This is a genomic window from Paenibacillus periandrae (assembly GCF_022458865.1).
Lineage (GTDB): Bacteria > Bacillota > Bacilli > Paenibacillales > NBRC-103111 > Paenibacillus_S > Paenibacillus_S periandrae.
The window spans coordinates 107,093-126,630 of sequence record NZ_JAJNMU010000023.1; the positions used below are offsets into that span (position 1 = coordinate 107,093).

The 19,538-nt window shown below is 44.4% G+C and carries 14 protein-coding genes; 4 read left to right on the forward strand and 10 right to left on the reverse strand.

Annotated elements, in window-relative coordinates:
• Positions 1–217: 217 nt before the first annotated feature.
• The 10 genes from LRL21_RS32875 to LRL21_RS32915 form a co-directional block, all read right to left on the reverse strand.
• On the reverse strand, positions 218–2,137 hold the full coding sequence (locus LRL21_RS32875) for a family 43 glycosylhydrolase (protein WP_240420026.1): 1,920 nt from the start codon (positions 2,135–2,137) through the stop codon (positions 218–220).
• A gap of 538 nt (positions 2,138–2,675) precedes the next feature.
• Positions 2,676–3,842, reverse strand: a complete 1,167-nt coding sequence (locus tag LRL21_RS32880) for a hypothetical protein (protein ID WP_240420027.1) — start codon at positions 3,840–3,842, stop codon at positions 2,676–2,678.
• Between the two features lie 54 nt (positions 3,843–3,896).
• Positions 3,897–4,025 carry a hypothetical protein gene (locus LRL21_RS45875; RefSeq protein ID WP_275901027.1) on the reverse strand — a complete coding sequence of 43 codons (129 nt, stop codon included), beginning with the start codon at positions 4,023–4,025 and terminating at the stop codon, positions 3,897–3,899.
• 274 nt (positions 4,026–4,299) lie between these two features.
• On the reverse strand, positions 4,300–4,743 hold the full coding sequence (locus LRL21_RS32885; RefSeq protein ID WP_240420028.1) for a cell wall hydrolase: 444 nt from the start codon (positions 4,741–4,743) through the stop codon (positions 4,300–4,302).
• 307 nt (positions 4,744–5,050) lie between these two features.
• Entirely contained in the window at positions 5,051–6,490 is a 1,440-nt protein-coding gene (locus tag LRL21_RS32890) for an FAD-linked oxidase C-terminal domain-containing protein (protein ID WP_240420029.1), read from the reverse strand.
• Positions 6,491–6,504: 14 nt separating this feature from the next.
• Positions 6,505–7,890, reverse strand: coding sequence for a (Fe-S)-binding protein (locus tag LRL21_RS32895; protein ID WP_240420030.1), 1,386 nt, complete (start codon positions 7,888–7,890; stop codon positions 6,505–6,507).
• A gap of 1 nt (position 7,891) precedes the next feature.
• Positions 7,892–9,262, reverse strand: a complete 1,371-nt coding sequence (locus LRL21_RS32900) for an FAD-binding oxidoreductase (protein ID WP_240420031.1) — start codon at positions 9,260–9,262, stop codon at positions 7,892–7,894.
• A 55-nt stretch (positions 9,263–9,317) separates the two neighbouring features.
• Complete coding sequence (locus LRL21_RS32905) at positions 9,318–10,229, reverse strand: hypothetical protein (RefSeq protein WP_240420032.1); 912 nt, start codon at positions 10,227–10,229, stop codon at positions 9,318–9,320.
• Between the two features lie 296 nt (positions 10,230–10,525).
• Positions 10,526–12,538 (reverse strand): alpha-amylase family protein, encoded by a 2,013-nt coding sequence (locus tag LRL21_RS32910; protein ID WP_240420033.1) that lies wholly within the window; start codon positions 12,536–12,538, stop codon positions 10,526–10,528.
• 12 nt (positions 12,539–12,550) lie between these two features.
• On the reverse strand, positions 12,551–14,137 hold the full coding sequence (locus LRL21_RS32915) for an extracellular solute-binding protein (RefSeq protein ID WP_240420034.1): 1,587 nt from the start codon (positions 14,135–14,137) through the stop codon (positions 12,551–12,553).
• Between the two features lie 196 nt (positions 14,138–14,333).
• Here LRL21_RS32915 and LRL21_RS32920 point away from each other — a divergent pair, with 196 nt between their 5' ends.
• Genes LRL21_RS32920 through LRL21_RS32935 form a run of 4 tightly spaced genes read left to right on the forward strand, consistent with a single transcriptional unit; the run spans position 14,334 to position 19,517 of the window.
• The gene (locus tag LRL21_RS32920; RefSeq protein ID WP_240420035.1) at positions 14,334–16,559 is read left to right on the forward strand and encodes a helix-turn-helix domain-containing protein; all 2,226 of its coding nucleotides are present in this window, start codon (positions 14,334–14,336) and stop codon (positions 16,557–16,559) included.
• A gap of 30 nt (positions 16,560–16,589) precedes the next feature.
• Positions 16,590–17,558, forward strand: a complete 969-nt coding sequence (locus tag LRL21_RS32925; RefSeq protein ID WP_240420036.1) for an ABC transporter permease — start codon at positions 16,590–16,592, stop codon at positions 17,556–17,558.
• A 27-nt stretch (positions 17,559–17,585) separates the two neighbouring features.
• Positions 17,586–18,464, forward strand: coding sequence for a carbohydrate ABC transporter permease (locus LRL21_RS32930; RefSeq protein WP_240420037.1), 879 nt, complete (start codon positions 17,586–17,588; stop codon positions 18,462–18,464).
• 57 nt (positions 18,465–18,521) lie between these two features.
• Positions 18,522–19,517, forward strand: a complete 996-nt coding sequence (locus LRL21_RS32935; RefSeq protein WP_240420038.1) for a D-2-hydroxyacid dehydrogenase — start codon at positions 18,522–18,524, stop codon at positions 19,515–19,517.
• Positions 19,518–19,538: the final 21 nt, after the last annotated feature.

The window sequence follows — 19,538 nt, forward strand, 5'->3', positions numbered from 1 at the left end:
ACCCCATTGCGGAGTTAAATAAAAGGATATATCGTTTGAGTCAAAGATAATGTAACTTTCTTGCATACAAAATAAAACACGCGAAAAATATCGCTTTACTGTTTTATCGTTAGCAAGAAATCCTACATTATACTTTCAACTCCAGTCATTAATTTATGAGAATTATATCATCCTTATTATTAAATTTCAATATAACCGTCCTCTTTACATACTTGCATCAGTTTGGTACTAGTTTAATATAATCAAGTAGCAGATGGTATGCTGAGCTTGAACCATTTTTACCTGCAACATTAAACTTGAAGGATTTATTGCCCGCCGAGCTGAAGGTTATATCTGCCACATTCAGTTCCACATAGTTAAGTCCGGATGAATATAAATCCTGAACCGAACCATGATTTATACCGTTTACCGACATCTGGAACTGCCCCCTGTTGGGTCCCTTTTTCACACCGACCCTTACACTATAGCTGCGTGCCTCAGGCACATTCACAGTGTATGTCACATAGTCATTGACTGCATTGGCTTCCAGCGTAGTTCCATATCCACCGCTCAGATTGGAGTCCGTACCGGATCCATTTCCGAACATGGAGTGTTTGACGCCCGAGGTTGCGCTTACACTTAAATTTTCTGTTTCATATCGGCTGCTTTGAACTGAAATATTATCAAATTTTGCAGCTGAATCATATGTCCTAACTCCTACACTTCCCTTAGTATAAGTTGAATCCGTCACACTAATCTTAGGTGTAGTCATATCACCAACATAAACCTTAATGGATTCACCTTGTGCAAAAATTTTAACATGATACTTTGTATTAGCCGTTAAGCTCATAGAAGCCGTGGCAAGCGATGTCCAGTTGTTGTTTGCCTTCCCAATCAGAACCTTCTGATTAGGAACATCGAGTCCAGCATAGTAGCCTTGGTAAGCATCAGTGCCTGTTCCAGGATTTGACACCCTAAATACCAGACCCGCATTGCCGTTTGAATCTGGTGTCACATCAGCTTCATAAATCAAATCTGTGAAATTGGTGTCCAGAAGGGCCTTGGCACCCGGATTTGATGCTACATTATACTGACCGTCTGATACTGTCCATGTACCGCCATATTTTGTCCACCCTACATCATTACCGTCATCAAAGTTATCTTCCACTGCCATTTCGACTGGTATAATAGTATTATCTGCATTAAACTCAAATTTATCAAATGCCAGTACACGTTGTGAACTATTCAGATAACGTTTATGGTAAAAAATGTACCAATCATTTGTTGTAGGTGATTGAACAATACCATTATGACCAGGTCCATCTGCTGTTGTAGTATCAGTATGCAGCATAATCCCTTTTGGTACAAAGGGTCCTGTTACAGAGCTGGAAGTTGCATACATGACCTTATAAGATGAATCTGCCCATACACCGGCAGCATAAGTCAAATAGTATATCCCGTTCCTCTTGAACACTTTAGGCGCTTCAAAATAATCATTATCGCCAGTTTTAGTGGGAGTAATTTTCTTATAGACGGTTCCATCAGACCATGTTCCCAGAGACTTCATGTCAGCATTAAGCTTTACAACATTACACTCTCCCCAGCTGCCATAATACATATAAGCCTGACCGTCATCATCAATAAATACATCTTGATCCATTGGACCTGCGCCATTTCTTACAACATTTATAAGAGGTGCGCCAATCGCATCGGTATATGGACCTTGTGGATTATCAGCCACTGCAACGCCTATTCCGCCTAATTGTCCATCGCCATTGATTGCGTTAGCAGCAAAATAGATGTAGTATTTCCCATTGCGATAAGCCCCGTTTGGCGCCCACAATGAATGTTGTATCCATGATACATTGGCAGAACTTATTACATTTGAGTATTTTGTCCAGTTGACCATATCTGTTGAAGAAAATATGTCTATAGATTTTGCGCCAGTGCCAGACTCGCCAACTTGAGTCGAACGAGTCGGATACACCCAATATGTCCCATTATAAACCTGTACATCAGGGTCTGCATAAGAGCCTTCCCCAAATTGTGGACCAGAGTGAATCGGAGCAGCATAAGCTAGTCCCGGTAAAGATACAAGCATGCAAATTACAATTGAAACACAAAACAATACCAAATTAGATTTTTTGATTTTTCCCATGAGACAACCTCCTTTTTTTTACTGACAATTTACTTGTTCTAATTCCTGTTTACGTGGAAACGCTCTCAAAATCGATGCCAATTACATATTGACCACCTCCTACAGGCTGCTGCTTAGCTGCTCCGGTGTAATCATTTTGCTGTACCTTTGCTTCGTTGCCGTACTAATATTCTCTCTATAGTTGTCTAAAACCGCTTTCATTTGTTTCGTCCGTCTCTTACTAATTTTTTAACAAAATAACCTCCTACGAAATAATTTGAGCAAAAATCTTATAAAGAGATTTCATGTAAAGAATTATACTCTTATGAATTTTTATTAAAATGTAATTTTATAAATTATTTTTGTAAAATTTTATATTTAAAACTTGAGAAATCCTTTTCAAAGATGCGCAGACCAAGCCTATTTTCATACATATATTTCCATTTAAAAAAGTGGAAGCAACAAAAAATCCTCCATCAATCTTGGGAGGATTGGAACTTTGGTGAAACATGTCTTATGCAAAGATCTAAGACTGGAATCCGAATGCGTTATTGTCATTTTAGACGGTTATAGTGAGATTTCCAATGCCATTGTCTGTGGATGGCAGATGTCCTCCAGGTTCATTGAACTGAGCGACAATTTCAGTCATTAGTCCATTGAGGAAAGACCATTGATTGATTTCTAAGTCGTTAGCGCCAGCGAATTGAACATGAGCGGATGTTATCTTTCCTGCAACATGCCCAAGAGCACTAAGTCTATACCAATGTGCGTGAATACTAATGGGGACACCGCCAATAGTAGCTGTTATAAATCCTGTTCTCGGCTGGGCTAACGGATCAGCACCATGAACATAATTTCGATCCGCCTGCGGGCGGTTCCATGTGATGGCTTCGCCTAGCTCCACAGCAGCAGCCAATCGGGTACCTCGTAATCGGCCTTCTGAGCTTTCTTTAGATATGGCCATGTTCTGGGCATAATGTAAATACGTATCATTATTCCCCCAGGTAGCTGCAATGGTTACTCGGTCAATGGCCGTGGAGGGATTTGTATTCAATTGTTGCAATAGAGTTGCAATCGTAAAATGGCCATTACCTGCTTCTAATACACCTGCTATAATACTTCTGCTTGGCCCTTCTTTTAATCTTGTAAATAAAATGGACCACTCGTAAGGTGTTGCGCCAACCATATTATCCATTGCCTTTGCGATTGTAGGTAAATCCGAAACAGACTTGTATAGCTGTTTAAGCTCAGCTTCAGATATATCCTCCCCCATTTCATCTTTTAAACGTTTAGCCAAAACCAATCCGTCAGAATCCTCCGGTGCGGTTCGATCCAGAACATACTCAACCTCATCCGGCTCGTAATCATCCAATGATTCTTCATACCATTTGCCGTTTGTTTTTGCTAGTGTTTGAACGATAACGTCGTCGATATAAACAATGGCCCTTGTTTGATTATCCGTTAACTTGATTGTTGTTGCGCCGCCGTCTGCCTTTTCCTTTAAATCTTTGTACTCCTCTGAAAACTCATCCCAGCTGAGACCTTTTGCGCCTTCCTTGGCTGTGACAGAAGCGTCAGTCAAATTAATGACAGAATGGGCAACTCGTTGTATGACTTGTCCTGATGGGTTAGACTGGACTGTTGGATGACTGCTGCGTACGGGCTGAATGATATTTGGACTTGTCTGCGACTTCATTAGTTGCGCTACCGCACGATTTCCTATCATGCGTTGAAGCTGAAGGATGTGCTGCGAAGTAAGCGATCTGGGATCGATCTGGGATCACTGGATGGGTGCCGTCGGTTTGGATACCTGTTGGCTTGATTGACTCATACTGTCGAATGCGGACACCGCTGACAATGAGCTCGTGCTCGCTTTCACAGGATAATGGGACTGTTTCGTTAAGGCCATGAGGTTCTCCTTGGTGGTTAGTAGTTAGCAATATATTACCACACAATAGGAAAAAATAGGAATCTCTCATTCCATTCAACTCCATGCACGTAGCCGCGCACTGCCTTCAAGAGCAATCGATCCCAGCCACAGAGCATCGGCCTTTCCCTTTGCCTCTTTCACACAAACAGCCTTTTGATTTGTATCTATTTCCTCACTTTCCATAACTTTAGTTTCCGAATAATGACCGTGACAAGTCAGGTTAAGAGATCCTGAGCTCTTTTCGTTAATAAAATTAAAACGTGTTATATACATTTTCACATTCTTCCGCGGTCGGTTCATAAAAACAGTGCTTCAGCCATCGTCCTGCGAGCGGCTGATTATACCAAGTTGGCGGACATGGTCCGGGATTTTCGAATGTTCCTGGACGGAAATACCATAGGGAGAATTTGCCTGGCCAATTCCGCTCCCCATTCACAGCCCGTTGCGCCAGACGGCGTTCCCTCTCTCTTGAGTTTTGATAGTACAAACCATGTTGCAACGCTTCGAACGCATGCGGCTGGTTGATCATTTGGGGAATTGTCCGAATTCCTTTAAAATCGGAGCAATTCGCTCTTACTCGATTGATGCCAACATTTCCAACAAGGAGCATGCCCCTTTCGCCTTCGGTCTCAGCTTCAGCTCGAAGCAACCTTGCCAACATATCAATATCCTGTTTCCTGGCTTTTACGACTGCCATTGGCTCACCTCTTTAGATTTCTAGACTCATCATAATGTAGGTGTGGTGAAGCGAATGTGTTACTCTGGCAACATAGAGAGCGATAATCAATAGCCATTCCACCACACTCTTCTGCCCGCTAGCTTAGTGCCCTTCAGTAAATTTATTATATGACTTTATCCTAATTTAATGTCAATTTAAATCCATTCCACAAATTTATACAAAATAAATAAACCCCCTGAAGCGGCACCCCGAGGTTAACTCTTGGTGCCGCTATTTATGGAATGCGATGTAATGAAATAACCGGTTGAATAAGGCTCTATTCGGATTAGGAATTTGCATACCCGACTTTAGGCTGTTTCAATTCGACGCATCGAGCCGGTTTAGGGAATATCTTTCCGGGATTGCACAGATTATCAGGATTGAAGACGTCCCGTATTCGGATCTGCGCATTCATTTCCTCTTCGGTGAAAATGAACCGCATATCCTCCATTTTTTCTACGCCGACTCCATGCTCACCGGTAATGGACCCGCCTACATCGGCACAGACCTTTAAAACCTCCGAGCCTGCTTGGATCGCACGCTGCGTCTCTCCGTCCATTTTGGAATTGTAGAGAATTAACGGATGCAGATTTCCGTCGCCTGCATGAAACACGTTTGCAATACGAAGGTTGTATTTTCGGCTGACCTCACCGATTCTGCTAAGCACTTCAGGCAGTGTACTGCGGGGTATAACACCATCCTGCACTAGATAGTCAGGGGAAATGGTACCCATAGCGCCGAATGCCGTTTTGCGGTTCGCCCACCAGCGTGCCCGCTCCTCCGGATTTCTCGCTTGGCGCACTTCACGTACCTTGTATCTACGGCACACTTCAATGACATGGTCAATTTGTTCCTGCAAGCCTGCGACGATACCATCCACCTCAACAATCAATACTGCCCCCAGATCACGAGGATACCCAACCGGGTAGTTTCCCGATTCCACCCCTTCAATGGCTGTCCGATCCATCATCTCCAAAGCTGCCGGAACGATTCCGGCGGCAATGATATCAGAAACGGCTTGACTTGCGTCTTCAACTTCATCATACAAGGCAAGTACGGTAAGGATACCTTGGGGTTTCTTAAGAATACGCACCGTAATTTCGGTTACGATACCCATCGTGCCTTCAGACCCAGTTATAAATCCTAGCAGATCATAACCAGGAGCATCCGGAACGCCCCCGATCTGTACAATTTCTCCGTCGGGCAAAACTAATTCTAAACCAATAACATGGTTAGTGGTGACGCCGTATTTCAGGCAGTGCGCGCCTCCTGCATTCTCACCCACATTGCCTCCAATCGTGCAAGCCGCTTGACTGGACGGATCAGGAGCGTAGTAATAGCCTTTGGAGGAAATGGAGTTGGATAGCTTGAGATTAATGAAGCCCGGCTGTACGACAGCCCTTTTGTTAAGGTAATCCACATCAATAAGCTTGTTCATGCGGACTAAACTAATAATGACCTCACCGTTCAAAGCCGTTGCACCTCCGCTTAACCCGGTTCCAGCGCCTCTTGGAAGATAAGGAATCCGGTTTTGGTGTAAAATACGGACCACTTCGGACACTTCCTGAGTGGATTTTGGAAAAACCACAAGAGAAGGTACTCCTTTATGAACGGTGTATCCATCGCATTCATATGCAAGAAGATCCTCGTAACGGTGCAGAACAGCTCGTGGACCAACAATTTGCTCGAATCGATTGATTATAGATGCTTTTGTCTGCGAATCCATTCGGCAACTCCTCCTTAAGAAACTTCGGAACGTCGGGCTTTTTCCGGTTTCTTCGATAACATATCTCCCTGCTCCCGATAAGCCCAGTCCAAAAGCTGTACCGTGTGGAGGATTTGCTCGGATCGGTCATGACGCACAACGCCGACCATAAATTGCATCATGCAGCCCGGATTTCCCATAACCACAGCATCGCAGCCGCTTGGAAGGTCGCCCATTTTACGGTCAAGCAGCTCTCCGGCCATCTCCGGATGCGTCAGATTGTAGATTCCGGCACTTCCACAGCAGCGGTCAGAATCAGGCAGTGGAACGAGCTTGATGCCCGAAACGGATTCAAGCAGTCTCCGAGGCTCTACGCGAATACCCTGAGCATGGGCCAGATGACAAGCATCGTGATAAGTGATGGTCACATCAAGCTCGCCCTTTGGTGGAATTAATCCAAGTTTGTCCAGGAAACTGGATACGTCAATAGTCTTTTCAGCAAAAAGGTGTGCCTTTCCCGCGTATTCCGGGTCCGATTTTAACAGTTCTCCATATTCCTTCAAGGTGGACCCGCATCCTGCGGCGTTAATAATAACCGCGTCGATTTCCTCGGATAAAAAAGTATCAATATTTTGCTTGGCCAGCTGCTTGGCCATATCTCTGTCACCGGCATGTACGTGCAAAGCACCGCAGCAGGACTGGTTCCGGGGAACCCAGACCTCGCAGCCGTTATGCCGAAGCACGTTGATGGTCGCTTCATTGATATCCGCGAATACTGCATCCATCACACAACCGGTAAGCATGGCGACTCTCGCCCTCTTAGTTCCGAATGGAGCCAGTAGCTCATCGATTCTTCCCAAAACAGGCTTGGCTTTTAAATCAGGAAGCGCGCGTTCCATTTCCTGCAGATGCTTGGGCAGTATTCGGAGCAGACCGGTCCTTCTGGCCAAATACCTTAGACCTGACCGTTGATAGGACCTCGTAAGGAATGATAGCATTCTCATTCTGGAGGCATAAGGAAAAAGTCCGCGTAAAAAGAGCTTGTTTATGAATCCCGATAAGCCGGAGGGTGGGTCCGCTTTGTAAAGCTGTCCGCGTGCTTCCTCTACCAATGCGCCGACTTGTACACCCGATGGGCATGCCGTTTCACAAGCGCGGCAATCCAGGCAAGTATTGACAGGGTCTGCGAAAAAATCATTCAATTGCAGCTTCCCCTCGGCGACCGACTTGATTAGATATACCCTTCCGCGCGGTGAGTGGGCTTCGAGTCCCGTCTGCTGGTAGGTCGGACAAGCTTCCAGGCACATTCCGCAATGTACACATTCGGAAAATTTGGCGGGATCCGGCGAGTCTTCCCAAAGATAGTTCGATTTCGGAAACAATATTTTTTCCGGGGTTATGGTTTTCGAGTCGTTTGACATGTCATAATCCTCCCATAATTCGGCCGGGATTGAGAATTTCATTTGGATCGATTGTCATCTTGATCCCTCGCATGATTGTTTGATCCGTGGTAGTCTCGTCCCAAATTGAAATCTGATTGCGAATCGAGCCGGGGGCGAAGTCCACAACGGTCCTCACACCAATATGTCTCATATCGCTTTGCAAATTACGAATCCAGGCGGTGAGGCTCCCGTAAATGTCTGCTTTATCTTCACCTGCCGTTTTTACCGTCGCCCTGGCGATTCCACTTAAAGCTCCGCCACTGAATTTCAAGGAAAAACCGTACTGTGCGGCCCTCGCTTCGGCGGCCTCATACATTGCCTGCACATCGGTAAGCTTGCCCATCATCTTCATTGAAACTACCGATTCGTGGTCTTCTATAAGATTAGAATTAGGCAGGATGTTCCGCACTACAGAAAGTGCTGACTCAAATTCCTCGGCTCCGCGAAGCTCTGTCATTACCGTGGCCCCTAACTCCTGACATAGCTGCTGAACATGGCGAAATTGCTCGTCAACCGAAGGCCATACATCGGCAAATCCAAGAAAAACGGCAGGTCCCTGCGTTTCGATTCCGATACATTTGACGGTATCTTTGTTCACCCATTCAAATACACACGGCTCAAGATGAGAATCCAACAGTACATTCTGAAAGGCTCGGAGCGTCTCTACATGAGCATTCCCTATAACCATCAGACACTGTCCCGCCGGAATAGGCCTGATTTTAAAAGTAAATTCGGTATGTACACCCAATGTACCCATTGAACCGATAAAGAGCTTATTCATATCGTAGCCTGCGACATTTTTCACTACCTTAGCTCCTGTACGGATGACTTGACCATTCGGATAAACAATCCGGGAAGCGATGAGGAAATCACGAACTGAGCCATAACCGGCCCGGCGGGGTCCTGAAGCGCCCGAATTAACGATGCCTCCGATCGTCGATTGATCATCCCATGCAACATCCAACGGTAAAAACTGTCCGGCTGTTTTTAACGCCGCCTGTAGTTCCCGCAGCGTGGTGCCGGCAAGGACAGTAACCATTAAGTCGCCGGCTGAATGCTCCAGCACACCGGACATGGCTTTTAGGGAGAGCACCAAATCAATCGATTTAGTAGATTGACCATACGCATCTTTCGTGCCTCCTCCTTGAGGAGCAACCGATAACCGATGCTCATCAGCAAAGCAAAGTATTTCTGCAACCTGCTTTTCATTTTCTGGCAGCGTTTTCAAACAAGCGTTTATACGGTATTCCGAACGGTTATTGTCACCTGGTAAGATATTATTTCCACTGACTATCCGTTCCAAGGTTGAACTGATTAGTCCGTTTTCCAACTTAGCTTTGGTGCCATCCATTTGATAACCCTCCAAGTGCTTTTCAGATAAGTATTCCCTTAATAATGAGCATTCGTCAGCAATTGGGCCAAATCGTCTGATTGAGCTGCAGCATCCTCCAAGCTTCGAGAAGGGTACGTTTTCCGTTTGCAATTACAGAATGCGGGGCTTCGTAATCCATCGTTTTTACATTTAAAGAAAGCACACCCTGATTGCCTTCCCCTATGTAATCGAATTTATAAAGATTCCGTAAAAAATATAGCAGCTGATCTGCATGAACAGCAGTGAACTGATTTCTTGTATGTGGCGTCTTACCCATTATTTGATTGTATCGCCCTACCTTGCAGCAGTTTCCCATTCGGGAGTAAAGCAAATGTTTTTTTATATATTTCATATTCTTATCATTCATCTCGTAATTGACTGGTAGATGATCTAAATCGATCAAAAAACCAAATTGATCTTGCTCTATTTTAGGGAATTTTCCGGTAACACTAGGAGACACTGTTGAAAAAGGAGGCCGATAAGCTACCTTCATCGTTCCTTTCAAAGCTGCATGACGATAGATTTCTTTAAAAGATTCATTTAAAGCTCGGACAGTATGTTCTTGAAAAAAGGCTTCAGAAATAAAATCATCCGAAATAGTAAATATTTCAGCATTCATCTCGTAAGCCTCGTCAACTGCTTCCTTTATCATTTGCAAGGCTGAATGCCTTTCGAATTCAATAACACTCCCGAGACTGAGCGGTTTTGTTAAACATTGCGGTGTAGCATTAAAACAAACCAGTATTCCGCTACTCAACAAAGTTTGCTTGACTTTTGTCCGTTCGTTTGAATCATGGATGGATGTAATTTCTATTGCATCAAAGAAAGGGTCACTCACGATGTCCGTTATCGATTCCAAAGTACCTCCGGATTTCGAACCTGCTAAAGGAAATGCCGTATGATGAACAATTCCAATTTTCATATAAAGATGAATGTCCTCTTTCAATTGGCAACAACTCCTGAAAGTAATACCGGTATTTTTTCCGCTGCGGAAGCAAGCTTAAAATTTCCAATGGATTACTCACAATTCCAACATGATGACTAATTATATGTTCATTGTCCCTCTTTGTATTACTATGTATCGCCCACCTTTGTTCATTATTATGAACATCGTTCAATTTATGTGTTAAGAATATATTCCCATATCGCTAAGATTATGTCAATGTAAAAAGTGTACCCGACTGCTTATTGTTGAAATTCAACAACATTCATGCGGTCGGATACACCTTACCTTATGGGTTATTAGAACGAAATCTTAATCGCTTCGAATAGTCCCAGCTTGCTTAGCTTAATTGTAAGCTGACCATCCCTGTATTCATGCTCACAATCGCTTCCGCTAATTAAGCTTATAACGGATTGCGGGGCTTCAGCAGCCGGGAAAATCACTTCTAGATCAGAAAGTGTAACCGGTTCATAAAAGGTAGCCCCGAAATGTCCGGTACCATTCACCAGATGAAGTAGTGTGGAATTACGGCCCTTCTGTTCGAACAGCGTAGCCTCGACCATCGGCGGCAGATTTCCTTGAATTGGCTTTAATCCAGCCACATGCTCAAGTAGATCAGCTACGAATTCAATCGTATTCGTATAGCCTTGTCTATGAAACAGCTCACCCGGTTTCCACGGAATGAATATGCCGCGCCCCTTCCCGTATGCACTTACAGTAAACCCGGGATGCTCGGTAACCTGGGTATAGTAGCAGCGCTCCGGTGGTCCAAACATATGAGGCGGAATCAGTTTAAAATAGGCTTCCGTCTGATCGTTGTACTCAGCGAATACATAATGACTGTCCAAATAAATCAGACCGCTGACCGGGAAGCGTGTAAATTGATCTTTATGATCCACTTTGAAATATACCGAACGATTGTCCTCACGCACGGAGCTTATTTTATCAATACCTAAGCTTTTTAATGGCGGAGTATGTCTGGCAATATAAGCTTCATTGGTAAAGCCGCTGCGACATATCGAAACAACTACTCCCCCTGCGTGTGTGAATGCATCCAATCTAGCAGTAAATTCATCGCTAAGCGGCTGGTAATCGGGAACAATAATTGCCTTATATTTATCCCAAGAAAGATTCAATGCATTCTGAACAACTAAGGTATCGAAAACATAATGATTTTCCGTCAAGAAGCGGTACCAGCCACGGTATTCAGCTTGATTGGCTGAAGGCCCGTTCAATAAAGCAATCGTTGAATTTGAGCTGATATTCAGGTACTCCTCGCCATGCTCCGCATGATAATGAAAGATTTCCTTGATCCCTTCATACCCGGATTTATCCTCTTTATTATCAAGACGTCCCATTATGTAGTAATCCAGCCCTCCTCCATTAGCAAGATTTTGAGCCAAGCGCAGCTTCTGCTGAAACGGTGAAATCGAAACATGCCTATGATAATAGTCGGGGAAATCGACTGTCGTGTTACTGGATACCATCTCAGGATAAGAGCTCACCGCCCATTTGGTATTGTCGGATGCGCTGTACTGCCAATGAGGCAGCGGACGATCCAAGGCCGTGTTGGACTCCTGCCGAATCATGCCTTGCTTTAGTTCAAAATTATTGGCGATGCAAATGTCGGGACGTACCCCTAGAATCACCTGATGCATGGTGACCGCGTAATTCTTCAGCGTTTGTTGTTTAAAGATCATATATTTTTGAAACAGCGGATCGCTTGCATCCTCAGCCTTGGGTAGCTGAGCGTCGAACATCTCTGCAAATCCCCGTTTGCAGCTGTCGCAATGGCATATGCCATAATAACGGTAGCTGTAATCCTTTACTTGGTATCCACCCATGTTAAAGAAGATACCGTCAAAATCGTGTGTCGTTATCGCTTCTTTAATGATTTGTGGAGCATAATGCTGTTGGTAATCTCCGTTCAAACAAACGTGAACATCGCCGTTATAATCAATAATCTCGCCCTTCTGACTGACATAGGCCCATTCGGGATGAGTTTCGTAGATCGGCCGACGGACCTTGGAAAAGTCGGTTCTGGCAAAAACTTTAATATCTGCTTTATGGCAAGCGGCAATAATATCCTTCAAGCTGTCGCCCGTTAAATATGGACTTTGAAAATGAAACGGCAGACTCGTCGGATAGCTGGCAATAATACCTGCTGCATTGATCATCACCACATTAGCTTTGAATTCCTGCAGATCCGCAACAAATTGCTCGGCGTTAATGTCCAGCATATCAATCTCACGTAAATTCGTTTGAATTTCGCGCCATGGCCGGTTAATCCACCATTTTTTTTGCTCACCCATATAAGCTTCGCCTCATTTCCCAAAGGTTTCTTTATAATCCTTAGCAAATTCTTGGTAAGACTTCTTAATGTTCGGATCATCGTTGATTTTTTTCACGTAAGCCTTATATTCATCCATGGAGATTTGGCCAACTATGGCTTTTACCGACATCGAGGTCCATTCCTGCTGGAATTTAGGCCAAGTCGCAACCCACGTGCTCGAGTCAATAACGCTGAATGGACTAATAACGCCCTTCGTCAAGTAACCCTGCGATTCAATCAGCTTGATTTTCGCATCGTTATATTCCTTTGGAGCGACCGGTGTCACTATTTTTCCATACTTATCAAAGAATAACGTAATAGGCTGCCAAGGTGAGGTAGAACCCACTTCTTTCTTATGTTGGTCTGTTAAGACAATTTCACCGTTTACCTTGTTATAATGAATACCTTCAAGACCGTTGACCGAAAAATCGTAGTATTCTTTGCTGTTCGTCAGTTCGAAAAAATCCAAGATTCGTCTGACTTTTTCTTCGGGAACCTTTTTCGAAATAAGAAAAGCTCCGTCCACTCCAGTTGAATAGCGAACAGCATATCCATTTAAGCCTTGAAGAGGAGGAACGGTATCTACAATAGCTTCAGGCTGTACTTTCTTAATAGTACTCATGAACGAATAATCCCAACGAAAGCTTTCATTAATCAAGGATGCAGCTTTACCGGCTTCAAAGAGCTCAACCGCCTGTGTAGGCTTCATAACTGCGAATTCCTTGGCCAGCACCCCATCTGAATAAAGGTCCCTCAACCAGGCGATCATATCGGCATATTGCGGAGTCAATTGCTCATAAATAAGTCCGCCATCCGGATCAAAGGTAGGTTTTCCCATGCCGAAGGCATCACCAAATCCACCAGCGCTTCCAGAAAACAGACTGGCCTTGGATACAAGCCCTATCGTATCCTTCTTGCCATTGCCGTCAATATCGGCATCCACAATCTTTTTCAGAGCGACGCGGTATTCGTCCATAGTCTGCGGCATCGGGATTCCCAACTTATCCAACCAATCCTTTCGGATTTTTGGACCACCGGACAGCTGTGGGCGATTTTTGGGAATTGCATAATTTTTACCGATAATCCGGCTGGTAATCCAGGAATCAGGGGCTGAATAATTTTTCAAATTCGGGTATTTGCTGAAATCACCCAGAATCGGCGTGAGATCCCAAAACGCCCCATTCCTGACCGCATTAACTACAGGCGGGTGTTTGAGGTTATTAATTACAAGGACTTCAGGAATATTTCCTGAGGCAAGAATCAGGTTTAGTTTGGTCGTATAGTCGCCGTCGGGGATCCATTCAATGTTTAATTTGGTATTGGTTCGCTTCATAAACTCTTTCCAATAGGAGTTTTCCATATTGGGCGCTTCCTCGAACAAACGCGCTGTCATTTGAATCTCCAGCGGGCTGGCTGACTTCGTTTCAGGCGGCTTACTGCTTGGCGGCTCTACCGGATTTGTCGGTATAGCCGCATTTGGACTGCTGCTGCAGCCTGCCAAGAGAAGCAGAGCCAGCGCGGAACTAATGGCTACCTTTATTGTCGGTCCACGCATACGTTTTGGATAATTTAGCCCCATTCGTTCATCCCCTCATTAATTAAATATGTCAAGCATAACCTCATAGTAAACCGGAGGGGGCAGGCACTCAATAGACAAATTTTACGATGTTGCAGGGAAATCCTCATCACTGTAAGCACTTTCACCAATATCAAATATTGTCTATATCTGCCCACTCCATTTCTTGTTATATTGATCGTACGGGAGATGATAGCTAATGAATATTCGGGATGTTCATGGAATGAAAGCTACTTATTTCTACCGACTCATTTGGTTTGGTTGCCTCTCGGTATGCGTGCCGATTATGTTGGCGGGTGTTGTATATTACCAGTTCTCAATGAAAGGAGGAATTGAAAGCATTCAATCCGATAACCAGACATCATTAACTATGGTCGAGCAGTTTACAGAAAAGGTGATGCGCGACGTTGTTGACCGGTCATTTCATTTAGCGTTTGATTCCATGATCACGGATTCCTTCAATCTTCCGGATTATCAAACCAATTACGTGGCCCAAATGGAGCTGTTGAACAAAATATCACTAGAAAAATATCAGAACAATCTGATCGGAAATATTTATTATTATAACAATAATGCTCAGTTCGTATTGTCTACCGAGGCAGGCCACCAGCAAAAAGCAGATTTTAAATATAAAAAAGATATCGAACAATTGGAAAAAAGCAATCAGCAGGGTCAATGGATTTATTTGCCCGAAAGCAAGCTTAATGGATATATTTCCTTTGCTATGAAGCTCCCAACGCTTGCCTCGGGGGAATCGCAAGGCTTGCTGGTTATACAAGTCGATGTCAGCCAGATTAAAAAATATGTTGCCGATGTATCCATGCTGGCCAAAACCGAGTCTATTATTGCTATTGACGAGCAGCACCGAGTACTTTTTCAAATTCAGAAAAGCAGTGACATCCATTCCTACTATAATGAAGAAATCATACAGACGGTCCTAACCGATCAACGCAAGAAAGACAGCTTCAAAGCTGAAGACTCCCACGGAGAACCACTCTATTATTCGTACATAAAATCCACATCCGGCAATATTTACATATCGGTAAATCCCAATCAGGCTATTGCAAAAGAACTGGGATGGATCCGATGGATGACTATTTCCGCTGTGCTTGTACTGTTGTCGGTCGGCATTTTACTTACTGTCATTACCTTAAAACGGGCCTATAATCCGATCGGGCAATTGGTGGAGCATCTCCATATAGAGAAAAAAACGCTGGGCGAGCAGCTTGACCGCTCGATTCCGCCGCTTATGGAAAGGCTGCTGCAGCAGTGGCTTGCAGGCAATTACATTCACAGTCCGACGCTGTATGATGAATGCCGCAAATACGGAATTCCTGTAGATCATACCTATGTAGTCGTATTGCTGGTCAAGGTCGAAAAGCTGTTTAATGAAGAGCGCTTTCGTCCAGAAGATAAGCCCATGATTACTTTCGCCGTAACGAATGTAATGGGAGAACTGCTTTCCAGCCACCCGACACTTCGGGGTAACGTTCTTCATGACCATCAGGGTCAAGGAACCGCGATTCTATATTTCGGCAAGAACACCTCTTTGAATTCGAATATCAATGAAACGAAACAGTATGCTGAATCGGTCCGCGCTGCACTGCTTAAGTATTTAAAGCTTCAGGTATCTGTTGGAATTGGGCGGTTGTATCCTCACATTGCGGATATTCGAGTGTCATACCGGGAATCCAAGCTCTCTCTGCAGTATCGCTTATATAAAGAGGATGAGTCCGTCTTATATATTGCTGACTTGGAAAGTACACAGAAGCTGCTTCCATTCAGCTATCCTCGCGCAATTGAGAGCTCTATTGTCGAGTCGCTCGCACTGGGTGATCTGAAACAGGCAAAGTCATCCATGGAGGAATTTACTCATGCGCTGCAGCCGTCTGAATCTTACGCAATCAGCTCTCAAAGCTATCATATGCTGTTGGCTGCAATAATCGCTTCCATTGAGCACAAGGGCGGCGGTATACCCGATATGCTCGAATACGACCTTTTCGACCAGCTCAGAGTCCGGGAAACCCGGGCAGAAATGCGTGATTGGTTTAGTGAGTATCTATTTCCTCTATATGAAAAAATTGCCAACGATAACTACAACACTTCAGGCAAAATAATCGCTCAAAAAGTACGCAGGTATATTGTCGACCATGTATCTCGGGAAATTTCATTGGCGGAATGCGCCGATTTGTTTCATATTACACCCGCTTACTTAAGCCGTTTGTTCAAAAAAGAATTCGGAGAATCGTTTATTGACTATGTAACGGAGTGTAAAATGAACGAAGCCCGGAGATTGTTAACAGCGACTGATCAAAATATTAGCCAAATAGCCGAGGCTGTCGGTTATTCGCATCGGAACTTTAATCGTGTCTTTCAGCGTCTGTTAAAAACATCGCCCAGCAATTATCGAACCAATTACCGGTAATTTGGACTGCATGAAGAAAGGAGAACCGCCATGAACCTGGAACAATCGACCCAACCATCGGGACTATCCCTGCCTCACACTTCGTCAACCCATAACAGAAAGGTTTGGCAGCGTCTGGTCACCGGACGGTATGTGTATATGCTGATCCTGCCCGGTTTTATTTATTTCGCAATTTTCAAATTTTTACCTATGTGGGGTGTGCTTATCGCTTTTCAGAATTACAACCCGTTTGCCGGGATAGGCGGAAGTGAATGGGTTGGATTTGAGCATTTTTCGAATTTATTTCTCGATAAGCACTTTTATATTTTATTGCGGAATACGCTGCTCATTAACCTGATGAGCTTGATCTTCTTCTTTCCGTTACCGATTCTTTTATCAGTTATGCTAAACGAGGTCAGGCATGAGTGGTTCAAGAAGCTAAATCAATCCATCGTATATATGCCGCATTTCCTGTCTTGGGTTGTCGTAGCAAGTATGACCTTTTTCACGCTATCCGTCGATGTTGGTTTTATTAACAAGCTATTGATTTCCTTTGGAATGGATTCGATTTCATTTTTATCGGAGCCTAAATTTTTCTGGGGCATCCTGACTTTGCAAAACATCTGGAAGGAGACCGGCTGGGGCACGATCATTTTCCTTGCAGCCGTAGCTGGGGTGGACCCGCAGCGGTATGAGGCGGCAGTCGTTGATGGGGCCGGGAGATTGAGGCAAATCTGGCATATTACGCTTCCCGCTATCCGGCCGACAATCGTGATTCTGCTTATTTTGCGGTTGGGGCATATGGCTGACGTTGGTTTTGAGCAGGTCTTGCTTATGATGAACCCCCTTGTGAATGATGTCGCAGACGTATTTGACACCTACGTATATTATCGGGGGATTCAGCAGGGTGATATCAGTATTGGCACCGCAGTAGGCATGTTCAAGGGAGTTGTGGGACTCATTCTCGTCATCATCGCCAATTACGTGGTCAAGAAACTCGGGCATGAGGGTATTTATTAGCAGCATCCGTACAGGGAGGAAGAACCCATGAGTTTTATTCACCAAAAATCAATGACGGTTGGCGATTGGCTCAACTATAGTCTGCTTGGACTGATTGCTATTGTTAGTTTGTTTCCTTTTTTGTATGTACTCAGCCTTTCGTTAACGGACCCTTCAACCTATACGCCCTTAAAATTTTATCTGCTTCCTGATAAGTGGTCTCTCGCCTCCTATGCTTATATCTTAACGACCGACAGCTTTGGCAACTCATTAAAAAGCACTGCATTTATTACGGTTGCAGGTACCGTACTCAACATTATCATTACGTTCACGATGGCATACGGTTTAACTAAAAAATGGGTGATGGGCCGTAATTTTTTCCTGGGCACCGTGATCTTTACACTCTTTTTCAACGCCGGGATCATTCCTAATTATATTTTGGTTAAAGAAATGGGCCTGCTGAACTCCTATTGGTCATTAATTTGGCCCAGCCTTACCAGCGCTTGGAGTCTAATTGTCGTTAAGAGCTTTATGGAGTCGATTCACCCGGAATTGGAGGATTCGGCCAAAATTGATGGCTGTACAGATATAGATGTATTCCTAAGAATTATAATCCCCCTCTCCCTTCCCGCAATCGCCGCATTTACACTGTTTTTCGCAGTCCAGCATTGGAATACGTACTTCAATGCTCTTATTTATATATCGGACACTAAGAAATGGACGCTTCAGGTATTAATCAAACAGTTGGTTATTGAAGCTGATGCTTCTGGAGTAGGTCAGCAAGGGAGCTCTGATGAGGTTCTCGTCCCACAGGAAACGATCCGTATGGCTTCAATTGTATTAGCGATGCTACCTATTCTGGTCGTATATCCATTCCTGCAAAAATATTTTGCCAAAGGCGTCATGCTCGGATCTGTTAAAGGCTAATCATGCAGCCGGGCTTAATCATATGGATAGCTAATAAACCAATCAAGGAGTGGTAACATGACAAGTACAAGGGAAATTAAGAATGTTCTGGTAACAGTAGAATACGCAGAGAATCACATGGCCCGGCTTAAGGAAGCTTTATTTCCGGCCAATATCATTCATCTCAGCACAAAGGATGCTTCCGGCATCGAAGAGGCCCTCAAGATAGCCGATGTTGCTCTGCTTCATGGAGATTTGGATGATCGCTTTCTGAATGCCCCCAACCTTCGTTGGATTCATTGCGACCATGCCGGTCTTAACAAGTCAGCTCGTCCAGAGGTATTCGAGAAGGGTATTATTGTAACCAGCTCCGCCGGTCGCTCGGGACCTGTGCTCGCAGAACACGTCATGTATTTTTCGCTGGCACTTACTTATAAATTTACTTCTTTCTATGCTGCCCAGCAAGCCCATCAGTGGGGAATTCCCGGCCAAAATAATCTGCGCGGATTGTATGGAAAGACGATGGGAATTCTTGGATTGGGAAATACAGGTAAAGAGCTTGCTTTGCGAGCGAAAGCATTCAATATGCGGGTTCTGGGCTACCGCCGCAGCGTAAGCGATATCCCGGAGCATGTTGACAAGCTCTTCTGCGCAGACCGCGGTGATACACTGGATGAGCTTTTGCGAGAAAGCGATATCGTTGCGCTAGTGCTGCCTCTTTCGAACGAAACTCATCATTTGATTGGTAAAAGAGAGCTGGAATTAATGAAGCCCTCCGCTTTCTTGGTTAATCTTGCCCGAGGTGCTGTTGTAGATGAGAATGCACTGCTGTTGGCTCTACGTGAGGGAACTATTGCCGGAGCGGGGCTTGATACCTTTTCATCGGAACCGCTTTCAGCAGACAGCCCATTATGGGATGCTCCCAATACGCTGATTACTCCGCACTGTACGCCTGCAGTTCCTGACAGAAACGGGCGCTCGCTTGAATTCATCCGTCACAATATACACGCCTATCGTACGGGAGGAGCTATGGTTAATCAATTGTCGGAAAGAGATGTTTACACGAAAGGCTAGGGCTTTAAATAATAAAAAGGA